The organism is Streptomyces sp. NPDC056486 (genome assembly GCF_042795295.1).
Classification (GTDB): domain Bacteria; phylum Actinomycetota; class Actinomycetes; order Streptomycetales; family Streptomycetaceae; genus Streptomyces.
In genome coordinates this window covers 34,709-51,686 of sequence record NZ_JBHTSF010000021.1, presented here as the reverse complement: position 1 = coordinate 51,686, position 16,978 = coordinate 34,709, and the positions used below count along the sequence as shown (strand labels likewise).

The window sequence follows — 16,978 nt, the reverse complement described above, 5'->3', positions numbered from 1 at the left end:
GTGGTCCCACAGGGCGTTACGAAATACTGGTCGAGCTGCGGCGATGGACCGACGCGGACGTCTGCCGCCGTACGGGGCGGAAAGTTTTCATGATCAGGAAAGAAAGCGTGCCATGGGTGCTGAAGTGCACGAGGGCGAGAACGACGGCGGAGCCGACGTGGACAACGCGGGAGCCGACGTGAGCGGGGAGGGCGTGGAGAGGCTGGTCGACCGTGAGTTCCTCTCCCTGGAGCGGGAGCTGACGCTGCTTCTGCGCCGGGCGCGTGCCTCGTCCGGAGAGATGGCGCGCCAGGTCCACCCCGATCTGGAACCCGCCGCGTACGGACTCCTGGTCTGCCTCGACGACTCGGGGCCGCAGCGGGCCACGGATCTCGCCGCGTACATCGGCGTCGGCAAGGCGACGATGAGCCGGCAGCTGCGGGCCCTTGAGGAGCTGGGCCTCGTCGCCCGCGAGCCCGACCCCGCCGACGGCCGTGCCTGGCTCGTCCACCTCACCGAGGAGGGCGGGACGCGGTTCCGCGAGGTGCGGGCGGGGCGCAGGGAGCGGTACGTGCGCCGGCTCTCCGGGTGGGACCGGGCCGAGGTGGCGGAGCTTGCGCGTCTGCTGCGTCAGCTGAACGAGTCCGCAGAGTCTTGAGGGGCGACGAGCCTGTCGGGCCCCGAAAGGGGCGCGGGGAACTGCGCGACCAGCCACGACGCGCCCGCGGATGAGATCCGGACTCTTGCCGGGACGGAAACCCCGGGTCACAACTCCGCGTAAACGACCGCCGCGTCGTCATGCCGCTTACCTCGGGGGAACGCCGCGCGATCGGCGTCCGCGCGCTCCAGCTCCCGCACCCGGTCCACCAGGCGCTGCGGCCCGTCCTTCCGCAGCAGCGCGAAGCACTCCGTCCAGTCACCGGCACGGAACGTCTCCACCCAGCGGCCGGCCCCGTCCGTCAGGGCCGCCACCGCAGAGACCTCCGCGCGGGGCGACGTGCCGGTGACCGCCCGTGCCGCCGCCGACGGATCCGCCGCCGCCGTGAAGAAGCCGTCCTCCGCGTTCCGCAGGGCCTCGACGGCGGCGCCGTACGCGCGGCCCGCGACCTCGCGTTCGGCGGAGCCGCGGGGCAGCGCGCGGACCGCGTCGCGCACCTCTCGGACCCTCGGCGGCAGTTCCGCGAGGCGCTCGTCGAGCACCGGCGTGACCGAGCCGTCGGGGCCCGCGAGCAGGAGTGCGGAGTCGGACAGGACGAGGTGTTCGACCCGTTCGTCGTCCCAGCGCACCAGAACCACGGTTGCCTGAGGCGTACGCGGGTGAGAAAGGTCACAGGTTTGACCATGGGCATCCGCGGTGCGCACGATCGCCGCCGAGAGGACCTCAGTGAGCGTCATATCCCGTCGCGAAACGGACAGTTCCCCCAGTGCGCCCCCGAGTCGCGCCGTGAACCAAGGGACGGAATGCAGGCAGCCGTCATCTCCGGCAGGCGGAGTCACCCCGTCGAGAAGGACGAGCGATCCGCCCTGCCCGGATGCGGGAAGCATGACCGCGACATAGTCCTCATTGGGGCGTGAGGGGTCTCCGGGTTCGGTGGCGAGTTCGATACGCATTCCGTCAGTCTGCACGAGGCCTTCACAAGGTCACCCGGCGGCCGTCGGCAGGCGAGGATCGGCCCGGAGCAGCAGGTCAGACGCCGGATTTCAGTCGGAATGATCGCTTCCAGCGGTGTGTGGCGGCGCATCCTGCCAAAGCCTGCGGTCGGCGTCCAACCGGCCCGCCGTGGCCGGGACTTTCGGGCCAGTCAGGGACTTGCTCGCCAACTCCCCGCCGATGTTCACTCCTTCGGGTGGCCAGGCATGTGATGCACGACTGCCACCCATCGGCACTGGAAGGGTCTGGAGCCGGACCGGGGGGCGCGTGCGTTGACGGATCGTCACCCGGGCTCATGGGCAGACGAAGAACAAGAATGCGAGCACCGGTGCAGAAGATGCGGCCTGGGCGCAAGGGCAAGCAGACGGCTCCTGAAGGGGCCACGCCGGGCGCGACCACTCCTATAGAGCGCTCGCCCGAGAACGCGGCGGGCTCGCCCGAGAACGCGGCGGGAGCGAACGCGGCGGCAGGGAACGCGGCGGCAGGGAACGCGGCGGCAGAGAACGCGGCGGGAGCGAACGCAGCGGGAGGGAACGCGGCGGGCGAGAACTCCGCGGAGAACCCTGCCGCGCAGTCCGTCGACGCAGGCCCCACGAAGCCTGCCAAGCCCGCGAAGCCCGTACAGCCCGTGAAGCCGGTCAACTCCAGGCCCACCGCGCGCGTACGCAATCGGCTGATCATCGCTGTCGCCGTCGTGGCCGCCGCGATCGCAGCCGCCGGAGCACCCGCCATCGTCGCCGCATCCGGAGAACTGAGCGACGCGCAGAACCTGGTGACCCTCGCCGAGCGCACCCAGGACGCCGTGTCCCTCGGTCACTCGCTGGCCGACGAGCGCGACGAGGTCACCTCGTTCATCGCGGCGGGCCGCCCGCAGGGCAAGGGGCTCGCCGAGAGCCGCAGTGCCCGGGTCGACCGTCAGGTCGCCGAGCTGCGGACGGCCGACGGGTCGGTGTCCCTGCGCAGCGAACTCGACACCATCGGCGCCGTACGCAGAGCGGCGCTCACCGGCAAGAGCACTGCTCTGGAAGCCCACACGGCGTACTCGAACGTCATCACCGAACTGCACGGCCTCACCCGGGAACTCGCCGAGAAGACCCCGCCCCGCGCGGGCTCCGGCGCCTACGCGCTCGCCGACCTCGACCACGCCGTCGAGCAGGCGGCAAGCGCCCGCGGCCTGCTCCTGGCCACCCTCGCCGTCCCTCGCTCCACGCGGACGAACACCGCCCTCGACCCCGTCACCGGCCTGCCCACCACGGTGGTAGACGACGCGTCCTCCGCCTACGGCAAGCGCCGCGACGGCCTCAGCGCCGCCGCCCAGCAGGCCCACGTGCGCGAAAAGGCGGCCGTCGCCGACTTCCGGGACTCGGCCACGGACGATGCCCGCACCACGTATGACTCGACGGTCACGGGCAACGAGGTGACGACGGCGGAGAAGTACCTCTCCCGACTCACCGACCAGCCCACGCTCTCCACCACCGAGCAGGGCTACGACCGCAAAAAGCTCGACACCGCGCTCTCCGCCCGCATCGAGATGATGCGCGGCGCCGAGTCCGCGCTCACGGTGCAGCGCACCAAGGACCTCGCCAAGCTGCGCGACGACGACGTGACGGCGCTCGAGATCCGCGTCGCGCTCATCGGCGTCACGCTGCTCGTCGCGGTCGGCGTCTCCATGGGGATGGCCCGCAGCCTGACCCGCCCCCTCGCCGTCCTGCGCATCGGCTCGGCCCGTCTCGCCACCGAGCCCGCGCCCCAGGAGCCGATCCGCTTCACGGGCCGCGACGACGAGTTCGCCCAGGTCGTACGGTCCGTCAACGCGCTGCACGAGCACGCGGCCGCCCTGACCGAGCGCCTGACCACGCTCGAAGCGGACCGCAAGCACCTCATCGGCCAGCGCACGTCCATGGCCGACGAGCGCGAGAAACTGCGCGCCGAACTGGCCGAGGCCGCTGCCCATTTGGAGCGGGTGCGGCAGTCCATCCACGGCACGTTCGTCAACCTGGCCCTGCGTACCTTGGGCCTCGTCGAGCGGCAGCTCGCCGTCATCGAGAACCTGGAGGACCGCGAGCAGGACCCCGACCGGCTCGCCACGCTCTTCAAGCTCGACCACTTCGCCACCGTCATGCGCCGCCACAGCGAGAACCTCCTGGTCCTCGCCGGGGCCGAGCACGGCCACCAGCACCCGGGCCCGGTCCCGCTGGTCGACGTCGTACGCGCCGCCGTCAGCGAGATCGAGCGGTACGAGCGGGTGCGTATCGCCACGCTGCCGCCGCACGCCCACGTCGCGGGCTTCGCCGCGGACGACATCAGCCACCTGGTCGCCGAGCTCCTGGAGAACGCGACCTCGTTCTCGCCGCCGGACGCCTCCGTCGAGGTCTCGGGCTGGCTCCTGGAGAGCGGCGAGGTCATGCTCTCCGTGCAGGACGAGGGCATAGGGGTCACACCGGACCGCATGGACGAGCTCAACACCCGCCTGGCCCAGTTCCGTCCGGACGACGCGTACGACCAGGAGAGCGGGGACGGGCTCGGGCTCGGCCTCTATGTCGTGGCCCGGCTCGCCGCGCGGCACGGCGCTCGGGTCCGTCTGCGTGAGCAGAAGCAGGGCGGCATCGCGGCGGTCGTGGTCCTGCCGAAGTCGATCCTCGCCGCGGCGCCCGCGGTGGGTGCGCCGCCGGTCGGTGTTCCGGTCGCCGGTGCGGCGCCCGCGCTGCATCTGCCCGGTTCCGAGGCCGAGGCGAACTCCAACGTGCTGCCGGGGCGTTCGGCGGGGGCTGCGGCGGGGACCGCGGCGGTGACCTCCGGCGCGGATCCGCTGATCGCGGCCGCGGAGCAGGCCGTACGTGCGGCTGAGCCCGAGCCGGAGGTCGAGGCCGAGCCCGAGGCTTCGCCCGAGACGACCATGGAGCTTGCCCCTCCGCCGGTTCCGGAGGTCGCGGAGACCCCGGAAGCGGAGACCCCGGAGGCTCAGACGCCGGAAGCCGCGCCCGCCCCCGAAGACGCCCCCGCCCCCAAGTGGGAGCGCGTCACCGACAAGGGGCTCCCCAAGCGCACGCCCAAGATCACCGCACCCGAGCCCACCGTGCCCAAGGCACGCAGCGGCTCCGTGGACGCCGAAGCGCTGCGCAAGCGCCTGGGGGGATTCCACCAGGGAGGCATAAGCGGCCGTCGGGACGTAGAGGCCGAACTGAACGACCGCAACGCAGTGACCACAGAGACCACAGCGACCAAAGAGACCAAAGAGACCGAAAACAACATGGGGGACACAGTCGAGGAGGCAAGTAGTTGACTGCGCCCATGCGCCCGCCCAGTTCTTCGCCCGGCAGTAGTTCCACCGCAAGCTCCGGCAGCGGTGAGAGAACCGCGGGGTTCGGACTGAGCAGCGAAGCACGCAACCTGCACTGGCTGCTGACGAACCTCGTCGAGGAGGTGCCGGGTCTCCTGTCGGTCGCCGTCGTCTCCTCCGACGGGCTGCTCCTGCTCTCCTCCGACCCCGCACGGAACAACGAGAAGGCGGCCGACAACAGTTCGGGCCCCAAAGGGTCCAGCGCGGACCTCGCCACCATCGTGTCCGGCCTCGGCTCCCTCTGCATCGGCGCCTCCAAGCTGATGGATTCGGGCCCGGTCAAGCAGACCGTCGTCGCCATGGAGGAGGGCAGCCTCTTCGTGATGTCGATCAGCGACGGCTCGCTGCTCGGCGTGCACGCCACCCCGGACTGCGACATGAGCGTCGTCGCCTACCACATGGCGCTCTTCGTAGGCCGCGCCGGGCATGTCCTCACCCCCGAACTCCGCAGTGAACTGCGCCAGTCGATGGAGAGCGTCCGATGAGCAGTAGGCCCGGCAAGCTGCCCCAGCGGGGCGGCGACCGCAAACCCGCCCGAGTACGCCCGTACTCGCTCACCGGCGGGCGCACCCGATTCGGTCACGTCCTGCTCGTCGAGACGTTCGTGGCCGCGCTCGAAGCTCCCGAGGAGCGCCGCGAACTGCCGCAGGGCGACGCCATCGCCCGGGTCATGCCGGAGATGCGGGCCATCGTCGAGATCTGCCGCCGTATGCGTACGGTCGCGGAGATCGCCGCGCTTTTGAAGATGCCGCTCGGCGTGGTCCGTGTACTGCTCAGCGACCTCGCAGACCAGGGAAAGATCCGCGTGTACGGGACGGGCCACGGCCCGGGACAGCCGGACCGCGCACTGCTGGAAAGGGTGCTGAGTGGACTCCGCCGTCTCTGACCTCCGCCACCCGGGCCCCGACCCGGACGAGAACCTCCAAGCCTGGCAGACGGACCGCACACGTGCCCCGATCGCGACGAAGATCGTGGTGGCGGGCGGGTTCGGCGTCGGCAAGACGACCCTGGTCACCGCGGTCTCCGAGATCACGCCCCTCCAGACGGAGGCGATGATGACGCAGGCGAGCGAGGACACGGACGACCTCACGTCGACGCCGGACAAGACCACGACCACGGTCGCCATGGACTTCGGCCGGATCACGCTCGACGACGACCTCGTGCTCTACCTCTTCGGTACGCCGGGTCAGCAGCGCTTCTGGTTCATGTGGGACGACCTGGTGCGCGGCGCGATCGGCGCCGTCGTGCTCGCCGACACCCGCCGGCTCGCCGACTGCTTCCCCGCCCTCGACTACTTCGAGAGCTGCGGTCTGCCGTACATCGTGGCCGTCAACCACTTCGACGGCACCGAGGAGTTCGCACCGGCGGACGTCCGCGACGCGCTGACGATCCCGGCGCACATACCGGTGCTGATCATGGACGCGAGGCAGCGGATCTCGGCGATCGAGTCACTGCTCTCGCTGGTCGGCCACGCCCTCGAAACAACCCCCGAATAGCTCTTTTTGTTTTTGAGCACGTCAGTACGTAGGAGAAGTAGCCGCATGCGGAAGATACTCGTCGTCGGAGCCGGTCAGGCCGGACTCCAGATCGCTCTCGGACTCCAGACGCAGGGGTACGAGGTCACCCTGATGTCCAACCGCACGGCGGACGAGGTCAGGTCCGGTCGTGTCATGTCCACGCAGTGCATGTTCCACACGGCGCTGCAGCACGAGCGCGACCTCCAGCTGAACTTCTGGGAGTCGCAGGCCCCGAAGATCGAGGGCCTCGGCGTCTCGGTCGCCGGCCCCGACTCGTCCCGCGTCATCGACTGGGTCGGCAAGCTGGACGGGTTCGCCCAGTCCGTCGACCAGCGCGTGAAGATGGCGGGCTGGATGGAGACGTTCGCGCAGCGGGGCGGCCAGCTGGTCATCCACGGCGCGGCGGTCTCGGACCTCGACTACTTCTCCCGCACGTACGACCTGGTGCTCGTCTCCGCGGGCAAGGGCGAGCTCGTCTCGATGTTCGAGCGGGACGCATCGCGCTCCCCCTACGACGTGCCGCAGCGCGCGCTGGCCGTCGCGTACGTCCACGGCATGGGGTCGCGGCCCGAGCACCCCGAGTTCGACGCGGTGCGGTGCAACCTGGTGCCGGGCGTGGGCGAGCTGTTCGTCATGCCGACGCTGACGACGTCCGGGCGCGCGGACATCCTGTTCTGGGAAGGCGTGCCGGGAGGCCCTCTCGACGTCTTCCAGGGGATCAAGGACCCCTCCGAGCACCTGGCGCTGACGCTGGAGCTCATGGAGAAGTTCACGCCGTGGGAGTACGCGCGGGCGACCAAGGTCGAACTGACCGACGCGGGCGGCACGTTGTCCGGCCGGTACGCACCGACGGTCCGCAAGCCGATCGGTCGGCTCCCCGGCGGCGGTCTTGTCCTGGGCGTCGCGGACGTGGTCGTCGCCAACGACCCGATCACGGGGCAAGGCTCCAACTCGGCGTCGAAGTGTGCGGCGTCGTACCTCTCCTCGATCGTCTCGCACGGCGACAAGCCGTTCGACGAGGAGTGGATGCAGTCGACGTTCGACGGTTACTGGGAGACGGCTCAGCACACCACCAAGTGGACGAACGCGATGCTGTCGCCGCCGCCGGAGCACGTCCTGAACCTGATCGGCGCGGCGGGCCAGCTGCAGCCGGCGGCGGATCGTTTCGCGAACGGCTTCAACGACCCGTCGGACTTCGAGAACTTCTTCTACGACCCGGAGAAGACGGGCGCGTACCTGGGCTCGATCTCCGGGGCGTGATGGTCGTCTGACCTGCGGTGTAGCCGTCGATATTTATCGTCGTTGATCGTTGTGGGGCGCCCTGCGGCGGCCCACAGACGGCCCGACACTCCCCTGGCTGAGCGGCGGTATGGGGCCAGGACGTGCACATATACCTTCGCTCCGTGCATAGAAGCCGCTTATTGGACATCAGGCCGTGCGCTTTGTGTCCGCATTTAAATAGGTATCGCCATGATGCGCGTCACTCCAATGTGAGCGCACCACTCTCCCCTCAGGCGGGGTTCAACGCTCACGCCCCCATAAGTGCGCTAAATCCATTCACGGGCGCACAAATGTTGCGTACCTATTGATGCATCACTTAGCAATGCGACATTATTATTCACAAGCGCACGCGTGATTATTGTTACCTCGCCCTATGTGATGCGCAAATATGAGGGCAATGTAACGAGAATGCTCAAATGAGGACTGCAGGGGCACCTCCCTTTCGTCATGTACGGGTTTCAACATTCACAACGGAACAAGCTCTAATCAGCCGGAACTGACTACAGCTCCCTTGCGTGGCGAGACTCGGCCAGCGCCGCGGGCTTCGAGGGTCCGCGATGATGCATCAGATGGAGTGCGGTAACAACAATGTTGTGGCCTCATCCACACTTGCGGACGTTCCTGTCCCGACTTCCTTCACAGGACACGTACGTAATCTATGGAGTTGGAGTCGGTTGGTGTATCTGCTGGCATAGAAAGCACGGAACGCCATCCAGTGTGGTCTGGCGAGGGCACTGGGAAGGTTCGAGCGGGAAGAATGTCATCACCATCTGCTCAAATAGTTCCCACTCGTGCGGCAGAAGCACAAGTCTGGGTCCTTCACGGTTTCTCCAAAAGGGTTCTTCCTTTAGGTCCATCGCGCGGAGGAGCCTTGCGAGGTTCAGCGCGTCTTGTGTGGAGATTCCCCTTTCGGTTCGAAGGATATGCGAGACCCTTTTTTCGCTGAAACCCGTTATCGACGCCAATTCAGAGACAGAGGGGTTTCCCACTCGTTGTCGTAGGCGTTCAATCCACTCGGGCCAAGATTCGCTCTCTCGCGGCCTGTCGTCGATAACGCGAGGATGGAAAACGATTCGCTTCGGTAGTGCCGTGGGTGGCAGGGTGGCCACCTTGGCCTTGAATAATCTTTCCGTCGCCCAGTCGATTTCGCGTATCGCGTCTTCATTTGGGCGGACGCCGCGAAGGGTAAGAATCTTGTGGACCAGGCTTCGAATGACCATATTGGCCTTCCGTAGAGGCCCCTCGCCTCCTAGTGAGGACAACACCTCGGCGGGGCTAACGTCCACTCCCCATTCCGCACTGACTCTGTCGGCCAGACTCCCCAACGGTGGGGCACCAGCCAGCCCCCGCAGGCGCGATGTCCACTCAATCCACGTCTCTTCGTCGCGCGGCACGGTTTCTAGTACGACCTGCACCAGCGAAGGCGCGTCGCTGGAGACGGGCGGACCAGGCACAACACTGGTGTCAGCAGCCTTACTTTCCAGTGCCCGAAGGTACAGCCCCAACAGGAGCGCCTGAGCGCTCTCTGTTAGGGGACCGATCTTCTCGCTATACGATTTCGTGAGGTCATCGATGAACTCCCTGGTGGGCAACAAATCGCCCGTAACGTAGAAGCCAACGGCGTACGGGGACTGCCCAATCCTCTCGGCATAATCGTCAAGTGATTCGCCAAGTCGGGAGAACATGCCGTGGAGCGTCTCGCCGAGATCTCTGCGGGCCTCATCTTTCACATGAGCGCACATCCCCTGCGAGCGAGGAAGAATCGTCTCGTTGGCGTCTCCTCCGGAAGGTGGGGCAGCCCGACGGTTCAACCGCTCGAATATCATCACCGTGGGGCGGGGTTGGGCCTGGGTCCAAAGATTGAAAAGCTCGCTGTCAAAGGCTTCCCAGTCGTTTGCAGGGTTGCCCTTGCTCGGCCGCTGATCCAACTCGGCCAGTGCGTAAGCGATAGCACCCGCAGACCGGTAACTGAGCGTATCGCCCACCAACAACCGGCGCACTGAAGCCGTACTCACTTTTGTTCCGCGTTCGGCGGCCGTGCGCGCGATCTTCGCCAAGGACGGCATGCCGGCTCGCCTCCGCAGCTCCTGAAGCCACTCCAGCCATGTGCGCAGCGGCCCGCCTGGGATGTGCGCAGGGATTGCCACTGCCCTACTCGCCGACCCTGCCAATGCCCCTCCCCTGCCGTGGTAGCGGCGCAATCTGAGTCACCACGATTCACCACGGTTCTTTGTGGCTCACAGCGTATCGCCGCAGAACATCGCTCCACCTCATACCTCAAGCTCAACTCACCTACACAGAAGGAGAGGTGAGCGGCGTGAAGCTCGATAGGGAGTGGTGGCGCACAGTCCGGTACGCCATCGAGGAGGAGCACCGGACGGTGCGCCTGATCGGCATCTTGATGACGGTGGGCGCCATCACGGTTGTGCTAGTCGCGATCACGAATGGGTTCTCGGTGACGATCGGCTGAGCAAGTCTCCCCGTTGAGGGTCACACAGGCAGGGGCCCGGCGAGAGTGCCGGGGCTCCTCCAGGACGGTACATTCGAACACTTGAACTAGAAGCCTGATGCCGTGGAGGTCCCTCCGTGGGCCCCGAAGGCGGGGCTCCTCCCTACGTCCAGTACTACAGCGATCACGATTTCCTGAAGGTGAACGTCCGAGTCGTCGGCAACATGTACCGCGCTGTGGCTACGGAGCGCCGGGACTATCGCAACGGCCGTCAAGCGCTGCATCTAGCTCTGTGGCCCGCTCTAGGCGACGGGCTAGTCCACTGTGTTGACCTTGTATCTAGTCGCAGTTTGATCCGGATCGAGAATCGATCGATGGAGGCTGGTGGCGTTCGGGCGGGCTGGCTGCGACTGTCGAAGTCGAGTCCAGGCTGCGGTGTCTGTGGTCCGCAGAGCCACCTACGAAGCTGATGAAGCGGAGGACTACGTGCCGCAGGTCAGCGCGCGAGGTACGTAGTTGCAGATCTCTCTAAAGCAAAGCTGATGCGGGTCTTTGGCGTCGGCCGCTCCACGATCGGTCGAGCGCTCATCGAGATGGGCCCGAACCGCCGACGGCACGTTCGCGCGCTCCCGACAGGACAGGGGGCCTCGTAGTCTGGAGTAGCTGCTGGCCTTCTACGACTTCCTCACCGAGCACGTGGGGGCGCCAGAAGGGAACCAGACCACTTGCCCCGTCCGCCGGGAGCGCCGTGCCGCTCCGTGCTCCATGCCCTCGCTCACCGCGTCGACCAGCCACATTCCGCGGCGGAGCCCTGTTTGCGGATGGTCGGGCGCGAGGCCTGGTCGTAGACCCGGGGCACGTACGTCGCCTGAGGCGACCGCAGGTTGGGCGTGCCCGGCGGCATTGGTGGTGACCTTGCCAGCTACGTGCGAAAGCTCATCGTCGAATTCTCGAGGCTAGGCTCAGCACCATGGCTGACTTCATGCAGGTGTCGACGGCGACCGAGACCCGTGATCAGGCAGTAGAGCTGGCTCGGTCGGTGGTAGCTGATCGGCTCGCCGCCGGGGCGCAGATCGTGGGGCCGGTGGTATCCGTCTTCTGGCATGCGGGGGAGTTCGGTACTGGGGAGGAGTGGCAGCTTCTGTTGAAGACGCGCGCCGACCGGTACGCCGAGTTGGAAGCTCACCTGCTGGAGCATCACCCGTGGAAGAACCCGGAGATCTCAGCCGTTCCGATCGTCGCCGGGGCGGATGCCTATCTGCGATGGGTGGCCACGACTACCGGTCCACTCCCTTCCGAGTAGCGTCTCAGGCCCTCGCCTTCTCCAGTACATCGGCAACCTCGGGAAGCGTTCGGTGGTCGCTGAGGCGTCGCAGGACCGGAGCGAGGCGCTGCCGTGGGCGGACCGACGCCACCCCGGCGGACAGGTCCAGGGCTCGGCTGGTGGCCCTGGCGGACTGTTCCACCTCGCCTGCGGTGAGGTACGAGTCGGCCAGCCACGACAGGTACAGGCTCTTGTCCCGCGCGTGCGTGTCTTCGTACTTCGCGAGCGCCGCTTCCAGCGTGGGGACAGCGCGCAGCGGGCGCCGTAGCTCCGTCCAGCATCGGCCGCTCATGATCTGTAGCTCGTTCTGGTCGACCCACGCGACCCAGTCTGGTTGTGGAGATTCACCGATCTCGTCGAGTGCTGATTCTGCGGCGCCGAGAGCACGTTCGGTCTCAGCCGGGAGCCCTGCCACCGCGTAGGCCCATGCGCGGCGCTCGTGCAGCAGCGCGCGGACGCCTGGGGCAGCGCCGGGTCCAGCCGTGTCGCATGCGCGGGAGGCTATTTGGATTCCGGCTGCTCGGTCTCCGTTCACCGCCTGGTAGGCGAGGAACGCGAGAGCGTTGCCCGCAAGGGCGGTGTCCTTGGCGTCGACCGCCGCTGTGTGGCTGTCCTCGTACAGGCTGGTGGCGTCGTGGTGCTTACCTCCGTCGAATGCAGCCCAACCGGCTTGCTGCGCCTGCTCGGCGAGCACGGAGAGCAATGACCTGCCGGTCTCTTCGGCGTAGGTGCAATCTCGGAGCAGGGCCTTCGTGGCCTGGTACTCACCGAGGTAGACGCGGTAGGTGTCTCCACCGCCCAGTACGTCGTCGAGGCGGCGCAGACGTGCTGCGCGCTCGCGTAGCTGCTGGGGGAATTCCTTACTGACTCGGCGTCCGGTGACAGGTCGGGTGAGGTCGGGCATGCCAACTGCCAGCCCCGTAAATGTCGATACCTTGATGAACTCCCTACGCCGCACTTCGTCTCCGTCTCTGTGGGTGGCGGTGGCGGTGGCACGTGCAGGCAGGGGCAGTTCACGGCTCGGGGTGTCCGGGGTCTCCCACTTCCGAGGAGCAAGGCCCAGTGCCGCTCCGGGAATGCGTAGGGCATCGGCGATCTGCGCGATTTTCTCAAACGTCGTGACACTGCCAAGACCGCGCGCCAAGGCCCCGACGCGCTCCGGCTTGATGTCGCATTCGGCCGCGATTTTCGAGTAGCTGATTCCTGCCTCGCTCCGTGCGAGGCGGAACACCTCGCCGAAGTCGTGGGCTGCGATCGCGGCGCTCATACCCGCGTGATCCAGCAGTTCGCGCGGTAGCGCGGTCATTGGTTCGTAACCGGTCATGAGGTGCCCCGTCGCGCCTGATGGTGACAGTGTGTCGCATCGGCCGAACAGTCAGCCTACCCATCATGGGGATACCCACGGACGGGAAGGCAACAGCCTTACCCTGCGGGACGGTTGGAGCGATCAGACCCCCGCGACCGAGCGACCGGTCCGGGGGCATGGCCTACCTGAGAGTGCAGGTCGACATGCCGGACTGTATCGCCCGGATCTTCGAGCCCTTGTTGCGGCTCCTGCTTCCCCGGCCGGGGCGCCACCGGCCTCGCCTGATGCATGGCGTGGAGGTGACGGCATGACCTCTCGCGTGCAGAGGGCGCGGCTGTTGCCGTGGTCGACGGTGGACGGTAATCCCTGCTATCTGGTGGGGAGTGCTACCGGTCGCCTGTCCAAGGTGGCTGACAACATCGAGAGCGTCCAACTCGGAATGGCGGGTGTCCTTCTGGGGCACGCCCGCGACATGCTCGCCAACCCCAGGTCCACGCCTGAGGAAGTCCGTTTCGTGGCCGCCCGGTTGACGGAATCCCTGGGGGAGGTTCGCCGGATCGCGGAGAGCCGGGGAGACCGATTGTCCGAACTCGACTGCGACGATGCGGACGACAGTGACGACGATCGCCCGCAGTTTGCGGCGGAGGCGTTCGGGTGAGCGCGGGCAACTCGCACCGGGGCCGGTTCCTGCCGATCGAGTGGACGCTGACGGCCATGCCCGCCCTGCACATGTGCCACGTCGGCAAGTGCTTGGTGTGCGGTGAGCACTCGACGGACACGGCCGATCCGGATGAGGCGCAGCTGTGGTGCCTCAGGCACGCGGGCATGACCCGGCATCCCGGCTATGAGATGTCGGCGTTCCAGTTCTTCTCCGCCAGGATCACTGACCCTGTGGTGGGCGAAAGCAGCCTGTCGACATAGAGCGGGGTGGGGGGCGGGTGGGGCGCAACCGGCCCCTAAGCGGCCGGCGCCCCCGCTCGCCCGTGCCCCGCGTCCCCGCCCCTCATCGCCCCGCGAGGCAGCTTCGGTGGGGTGTAGCCCTTCATGGAGTTCGCCGAGGGGTCGGGACGTACCGCCCCCAGCAAGGGGTTCGCCGCAATCGGGGAGACCTTTACCCGCGACCCGGGTCGCGGGGCCTGGATGACCATGCCGTCGCCCAGGTAGATCGCCACATGCGTGGCCTTGGGGAAGTAGACGATCAGGTCGCCCGGTCGCAGCTTCCGCAGCGAGACCCGCCGCAGCTGCGCCCACTGCTCCTGCGATGTACGCGGGATCGTCTTTCCGGCCTTCGCCCACGCCTTCGAGGTGAGTCCCGAGCAGTCGAAGGACTTGGGGCCCTCCGCGCCCCACTTGTACGGCTTGCCGATCTGCCGCACGGCGTAGTCGAGGGCCGAATCCCCTCGCTTGGACGGCGGCCTGGACGGTGCGGACCCCGGAGCGCCAGGGGAGCCAGGGGAGCCCGGAGATGCGCTCAGTGAGCCCGATGCCAGGAACTTGCGCTGTGCGTCGGCCATCCCCTCCTCCTCCGCCCGCGCAAGATCCGCAAGCTGCTCCGTGCTCAGCGAGGCGAGCAGTTCTTCGACCTCCTTCAGCTGCCCCTGCACCGTGTTCCGTTCCTGCTTCTGCTGAGCGGCGAGCCTGGCTTGGGTCTCCAGGGCGCTCTTGGCCGCGGCGGCGAGCGCGGACGCCGTCTTCTCGCCGCCGACGAGGCGCTGAACCGTCGCGGCCCGCTCCGCCGCCACCCGCCCGATCACATGGCCCTGGTCGAGGGCCTGCTGCGGGTCGCGGGCGAGGAGGAGGCGTACGTAAGGGGAGATCTCCGCGGTGCCTTGGTACTGCTGGCGGGCGAAGCGGCCCGCCGCGCCCTTGCCCGCGTGCACCGATGTGCGGGCGCGGGCCAGGCTGCCGTTCAGGCGGGTGACCTCGGCGCGCTGCTCCTTGAGCTTCTCCGCGGTCGCGTTGTACGTCTCGGTCGACTCCTCGGCCTTCCGGTACAGCTCCTGAAGGTCTGTCAGGAGCTCGGAGACCGGGCGCTCGGTGGTGCCGTCGGGCTCCGGTACGGCGTACGCCGGAGACGCCGTCGCCAGCAACGCCCCGACCGCAGCACCCGTACCGACCCACCGCAGCAGCCTGCCTGACATGCCATCACCTCCGGCGCGCGGCGGTAGGTCCGCCCCGCACCGCGAGCATCAGCCGCCCCGGCGCGGCCCGCCTCCCGAAGGTGCGCGGGCGGCGCAATGCGGTCACTCGTCCAGGGCTCCACGGCGCGCCGCCCTTGCCCCGGCGGAAACCCGACGAAGCTCAGCCCGCCTCGCCCGCGCCGCCCGGCTTCGACCACGGCCACTTCAGGCCGGACCCGGCCTTGTCGCCCTCGGGGTCGAACTCGTACTTCCAGCCCTGGTGCAGCCCAAGGCGCCGCCCCGGGGCCTTGGCCACCCGGCGGTACACGAGCACGGTCTCCGGTCCGCCCGCCTCGTCCGGCACCGGGACCCGGTACACCTTCGGGGGGTGGCCGGTCGGGCCGAGCAGGATGGGCAGTACGCGGCCGTCCAGGGGGCCACCCACGAAGGGGGTGTCTTCGCTCTTCACCCGTCCAGTGTCACAGCACCGGCGTCAGAGCAGGTGCGCCGCGTCGCTCACCACGGGAAGGACTCGCCGGGCGAGCGAGCCCGCGGGGCCGTCCGCCGTCTCCATGGCCAGCGCGCCCCGTACCGCCTCCGCGGTCTGCGGGTCGCGGCCCGCGGAGGCCACCAGGACCGCCATGAACTGCTCGACCAGCCAGTCCCGCAGCTCGTCCAGCGACGGCTGCTTCTCCTCGTCGAGCCAGATCAGGGACGCCGCCTCGACGGAGGTGATCCACATCCGCACGGTCATCCTCAGGCGCGGGCCCGTGGCGCCCACGACCTCAAGGTGGGCGAGGATGTGATCGGCGGCCGTCCTGCGCACCTCGTCCACGATGGCGGTCGTCCGCGAGGTCTCCACGACGCTGCCGCCCTGAAGGAGCGCGCTGAAGCCCGCGTCGTGCTGGTCGACGAAGGCGAGGTAGCGGTCGAGGGCGTTGGCGAGGCGCTGCGTGAGCGGGCCCTCCGGCGGCTCGGCGAAGCACTGCTCGAGCTCGTCGGCGGCGGAGCGCAGCGCGGCCTCGTACAACTGCTGCTTGCCGCCCGGGAAGTAGCGGTAGACGAGGGGGCGTGAGACTCCGGCGGCCTCCGCGACGTCGTCGAGGGAGACCTCGTCGGGCGCGCGCACCGCGAAGAGGGAGAGGGCGACCTCCTTGAGCTGCCGCTGCCGCTCTTCGACACTGAGGCGCCGGTACGCGCGGGTGGGAGCAGGCGAGGTCATGCCACGCAGCGTATCCGCCCTGTCGAACAAGCGCGCCGGAACCCTCCGTACCCTCTTCGCTACGACAGGAGTCCCGAGCCCTAGGGCCTGTCTTCAAATTCCTGTCTGCCCCGCGAGTCCGGCCGGAGCCCCGGCGCCCCGCAGCAGCGTGTCCACGACGCGGGTGGCGAGCGCATCCGTGTCGCCGCCTCCCGCGCCCTCCTTGGCTGCCTCGTGGATGAGGGCGTAGTAGACGCGCCGGGTCCAGTCGAGGTCGATGTCGGGGCGGAGCACGTCCGCCTCTTGGGCGCGGCGGAAGAGCCGGACGCAGGTGGCCCGGACCTCGGCGTGGATGCGGGCCGCCTCGGGGTGGGCGTCGTCGGCCGCGCGGTTCATGGCGAACGACCAGTCGGTCTTCACACGGAGGACGTTGGCAGTGACCTGGTAGAGGGCGACGAGTGGCGGGGCGGCGTCCGGGCGGGCGGTGTCTACGGCGTCCGCGAACTGGCGGGCGGCCCAGTCGGTTAGCTCGTCCAGGAGCGCCTCACGGGTGGCGAACCGGCGGTGGACCGTGGTTCGGGCGACGCCGGCGGCCCGGGCGAGTTGCTCCATGGTCGCCGCCGGGTTGGTGGCCAGGACGCGCTCGGCCGCTTCCAGGATCGTCTGCACGGTCCGTTCGGTGTCGGCCCGGAGGGGCCGTTTCGCCTGCTGTTCCGTCTGTTGCTTGTGCGTCGTCACACCGACATGCTACATCCGCACTCCCTCGGAGCTTCTACTTGCAACATCTCTGTTGCATGTCTTAGATTCATG

The 16,978-nt window shown here is 68.1% G+C and carries 17 protein-coding genes; 10 read left to right on the top strand and 7 right to left on the bottom strand.

The genetic code is table 11. The annotated features are described in order from the left end of the window. The first annotated feature begins 112 nt into the window (after positions 1-112). Positions 113-637, top strand: a complete 525-nt coding sequence (locus ACFQ7F_RS11895; protein ID WP_383269469.1) for a MarR family winged helix-turn-helix transcriptional regulator — start codon at positions 113-115, stop codon at positions 635-637. Between the two features lie 107 nt (positions 638-744). Here ACFQ7F_RS11895 and ACFQ7F_RS11890 read toward each other — a convergent pair whose 3' ends face one another. Beyond that, entirely contained in the window at positions 745-1,590 is an 846-nt protein-coding gene (locus tag ACFQ7F_RS11890) for a protein phosphatase 2C domain-containing protein (protein ID WP_383269467.1), read from the bottom strand. Positions 1,591-1,946: 356 nt separating this feature from the next. On the opposite strand from ACFQ7F_RS11890, the gene ACFQ7F_RS11885 reads away from it, so the two are divergent. The 5 genes from ACFQ7F_RS11885 to ACFQ7F_RS11865 are packed head-to-tail and all read left to right on the top strand — an operon-like array spanning position 1,947 to position 7,747. Then, a complete protein-coding gene (locus ACFQ7F_RS11885; protein WP_383269466.1) occupies positions 1,947-4,913 on the top strand; it encodes a nitrate- and nitrite sensing domain-containing protein in 2,967 nt (988 codons plus the stop codon). 8 nt (positions 4,914-4,921) lie between these two features. Further along, the gene (locus ACFQ7F_RS11880; protein WP_383269513.1) at positions 4,922-5,455 is read left to right on the top strand and encodes a roadblock/LC7 domain-containing protein; all 534 of its coding nucleotides are present in this window, start codon (positions 4,922-4,924) and stop codon (positions 5,453-5,455) included. After that, the gene (locus ACFQ7F_RS11875; protein ID WP_383269464.1) at positions 5,452-5,856 is read left to right on the top strand and encodes a DUF742 domain-containing protein; all 405 of its coding nucleotides are present in this window, start codon (positions 5,452-5,454) and stop codon (positions 5,854-5,856) included. The genes ACFQ7F_RS11880 and ACFQ7F_RS11875 overlap by 4 nt, the downstream gene beginning before the upstream one ends. Then, positions 5,837-6,466, top strand: a complete 630-nt coding sequence (locus tag ACFQ7F_RS11870; protein ID WP_383269462.1) for an ATP/GTP-binding protein — start codon at positions 5,837-5,839, stop codon at positions 6,464-6,466. The genes ACFQ7F_RS11875 and ACFQ7F_RS11870 overlap by 20 nt, the downstream gene beginning before the upstream one ends. A 45-nt stretch (positions 6,467-6,511) precedes the next feature. Further along, complete coding sequence (locus ACFQ7F_RS11865) at positions 6,512-7,747, top strand: styrene monooxygenase/indole monooxygenase family protein (protein WP_383269461.1); 1,236 nt, start codon at positions 6,512-6,514, stop codon at positions 7,745-7,747. Positions 7,748-8,424: 677 nt separating this feature from the next. Here the strand turns inward: ACFQ7F_RS11865 and ACFQ7F_RS11860 are convergent. Continuing rightward, positions 8,425-9,825, bottom strand: a complete 1,401-nt coding sequence (locus tag ACFQ7F_RS11860; RefSeq protein WP_383269460.1) for a hypothetical protein — start codon at positions 9,823-9,825, stop codon at positions 8,425-8,427. Positions 9,826-10,085: 260 nt separating this feature from the next. Between ACFQ7F_RS11860 and ACFQ7F_RS11855 the strand changes: the two genes are divergently transcribed. After that, positions 10,086-10,238, top strand: coding sequence for a hypothetical protein (locus ACFQ7F_RS11855; RefSeq protein WP_383269458.1), 153 nt, complete (start codon positions 10,086-10,088; stop codon positions 10,236-10,238). Positions 10,239-11,187: 949 nt separating this feature from the next. Continuing rightward, positions 11,188-11,520 carry a divalent-cation tolerance protein CutA gene (gene cutA / locus ACFQ7F_RS11850; protein WP_383269456.1) on the top strand — a complete coding sequence of 111 codons (333 nt, stop codon included), beginning with the start codon at positions 11,188-11,190 and terminating at the stop codon, positions 11,518-11,520. Between the two features lie 4 nt (positions 11,521-11,524). Here cutA and ACFQ7F_RS11845 read toward each other — a convergent pair whose 3' ends face one another. Beyond that, a complete protein-coding gene (locus ACFQ7F_RS11845; RefSeq protein ID WP_383269455.1) occupies positions 11,525-12,865 on the bottom strand; it encodes an XRE family transcriptional regulator in 1,341 nt (446 codons plus the stop codon). 289 nt (positions 12,866-13,154) lie between these two features. On the opposite strand from ACFQ7F_RS11845, the gene ACFQ7F_RS11840 reads away from it, so the two are divergent. Continuing rightward, on the top strand, positions 13,155-13,505 hold the full coding sequence (locus ACFQ7F_RS11840; protein WP_383269453.1) for a hypothetical protein: 351 nt from the start codon (positions 13,155-13,157) through the stop codon (positions 13,503-13,505). Continuing rightward, positions 13,502-13,768: a hypothetical protein gene (locus ACFQ7F_RS11835; RefSeq protein ID WP_383269452.1), complete on the top strand. Its 267-nt coding sequence runs from the start codon at positions 13,502-13,504 to the stop codon at positions 13,766-13,768. The genes ACFQ7F_RS11840 and ACFQ7F_RS11835 overlap by 4 nt, the downstream gene beginning before the upstream one ends. 35 nt (positions 13,769-13,803) lie before the next feature. Here the strand turns inward: ACFQ7F_RS11835 and ACFQ7F_RS11830 are convergent, their stop codons facing one another. The 4 genes from ACFQ7F_RS11830 to ACFQ7F_RS11815 all read right to left on the bottom strand — a co-directional run bounded on the left by ACFQ7F_RS11830 (position 13,804) and on the right by ACFQ7F_RS11815 (position 16,906). Next, complete coding sequence (locus ACFQ7F_RS11830) at positions 13,804-14,988, bottom strand: NlpC/P60 family protein (RefSeq protein WP_383269450.1); 1,185 nt, start codon at positions 14,986-14,988, stop codon at positions 13,804-13,806. Between the two features lie 160 nt (positions 14,989-15,148). Then, positions 15,149-15,436 (bottom strand): hypothetical protein, encoded by a 288-nt coding sequence (locus tag ACFQ7F_RS11825; RefSeq protein ID WP_383269448.1) that lies wholly within the window; start codon positions 15,434-15,436, stop codon positions 15,149-15,151. Positions 15,437-15,460: 24 nt separating this feature from the next. After that, positions 15,461-16,189: a TetR/AcrR family transcriptional regulator gene (locus ACFQ7F_RS11820; protein ID WP_383269447.1), complete on the bottom strand. Its 729-nt coding sequence runs from the start codon at positions 16,187-16,189 to the stop codon at positions 15,461-15,463. Positions 16,190-16,282: 93 nt separating this feature from the next. Beyond that, complete coding sequence (locus ACFQ7F_RS11815; RefSeq protein WP_383269446.1) at positions 16,283-16,906, bottom strand: TetR/AcrR family transcriptional regulator; 624 nt, start codon at positions 16,904-16,906, stop codon at positions 16,283-16,285. Positions 16,907-16,978 lie beyond the last annotated feature (72 nt).

Coding starts and splice junctions, on each gene's coding strand:
- ACFQ7F_RS11895 (WP_383269469.1), top strand. CDS start 113: ATGGGTGCTGAAGTGCACGAGGGCGAGAACGACGGCGGAGCCGACGTG.
- ACFQ7F_RS11890 (WP_383269467.1), bottom strand. CDS start 1,590: ATGCGTATCGAACTCGCCACCGAACCCGGAGACCCCTCACGCCCCAAT.
- ACFQ7F_RS11885 (WP_383269466.1), top strand. CDS start 1,947: ATGCGAGCACCGGTGCAGAAGATGCGGCCTGGGCGCAAGGGCAAGCAG.
- ACFQ7F_RS11880 (WP_383269513.1), top strand. CDS start 4,922: ATGCGCCCGCCCAGTTCTTCGCCCGGCAGTAGTTCCACCGCAAGCTCC.
- ACFQ7F_RS11875 (WP_383269464.1), top strand. CDS start 5,452: ATGAGCAGTAGGCCCGGCAAGCTGCCCCAGCGGGGCGGCGACCGCAAA.
- ACFQ7F_RS11865 (WP_383269461.1), top strand. CDS start 6,512: ATGCGGAAGATACTCGTCGTCGGAGCCGGTCAGGCCGGACTCCAGATC.
- cutA (WP_383269456.1), top strand. CDS start 11,188: ATGGCTGACTTCATGCAGGTGTCGACGGCGACCGAGACCCGTGATCAG.
- ACFQ7F_RS11845 (WP_383269455.1), bottom strand. CDS start 12,865: ATGACCGGTTACGAACCAATGACCGCGCTACCGCGCGAACTGCTGGAT.
- ACFQ7F_RS11840 (WP_383269453.1), top strand. CDS start 13,155: ATGACCTCTCGCGTGCAGAGGGCGCGGCTGTTGCCGTGGTCGACGGTG.
- ACFQ7F_RS11830 (WP_383269450.1), bottom strand. CDS start 14,988: ATGTCAGGCAGGCTGCTGCGGTGGGTCGGTACGGGTGCTGCGGTCGGG.
- ACFQ7F_RS11820 (WP_383269447.1), bottom strand. CDS start 16,189: ATGACCTCGCCTGCTCCCACCCGCGCGTACCGGCGCCTCAGTGTCGAA.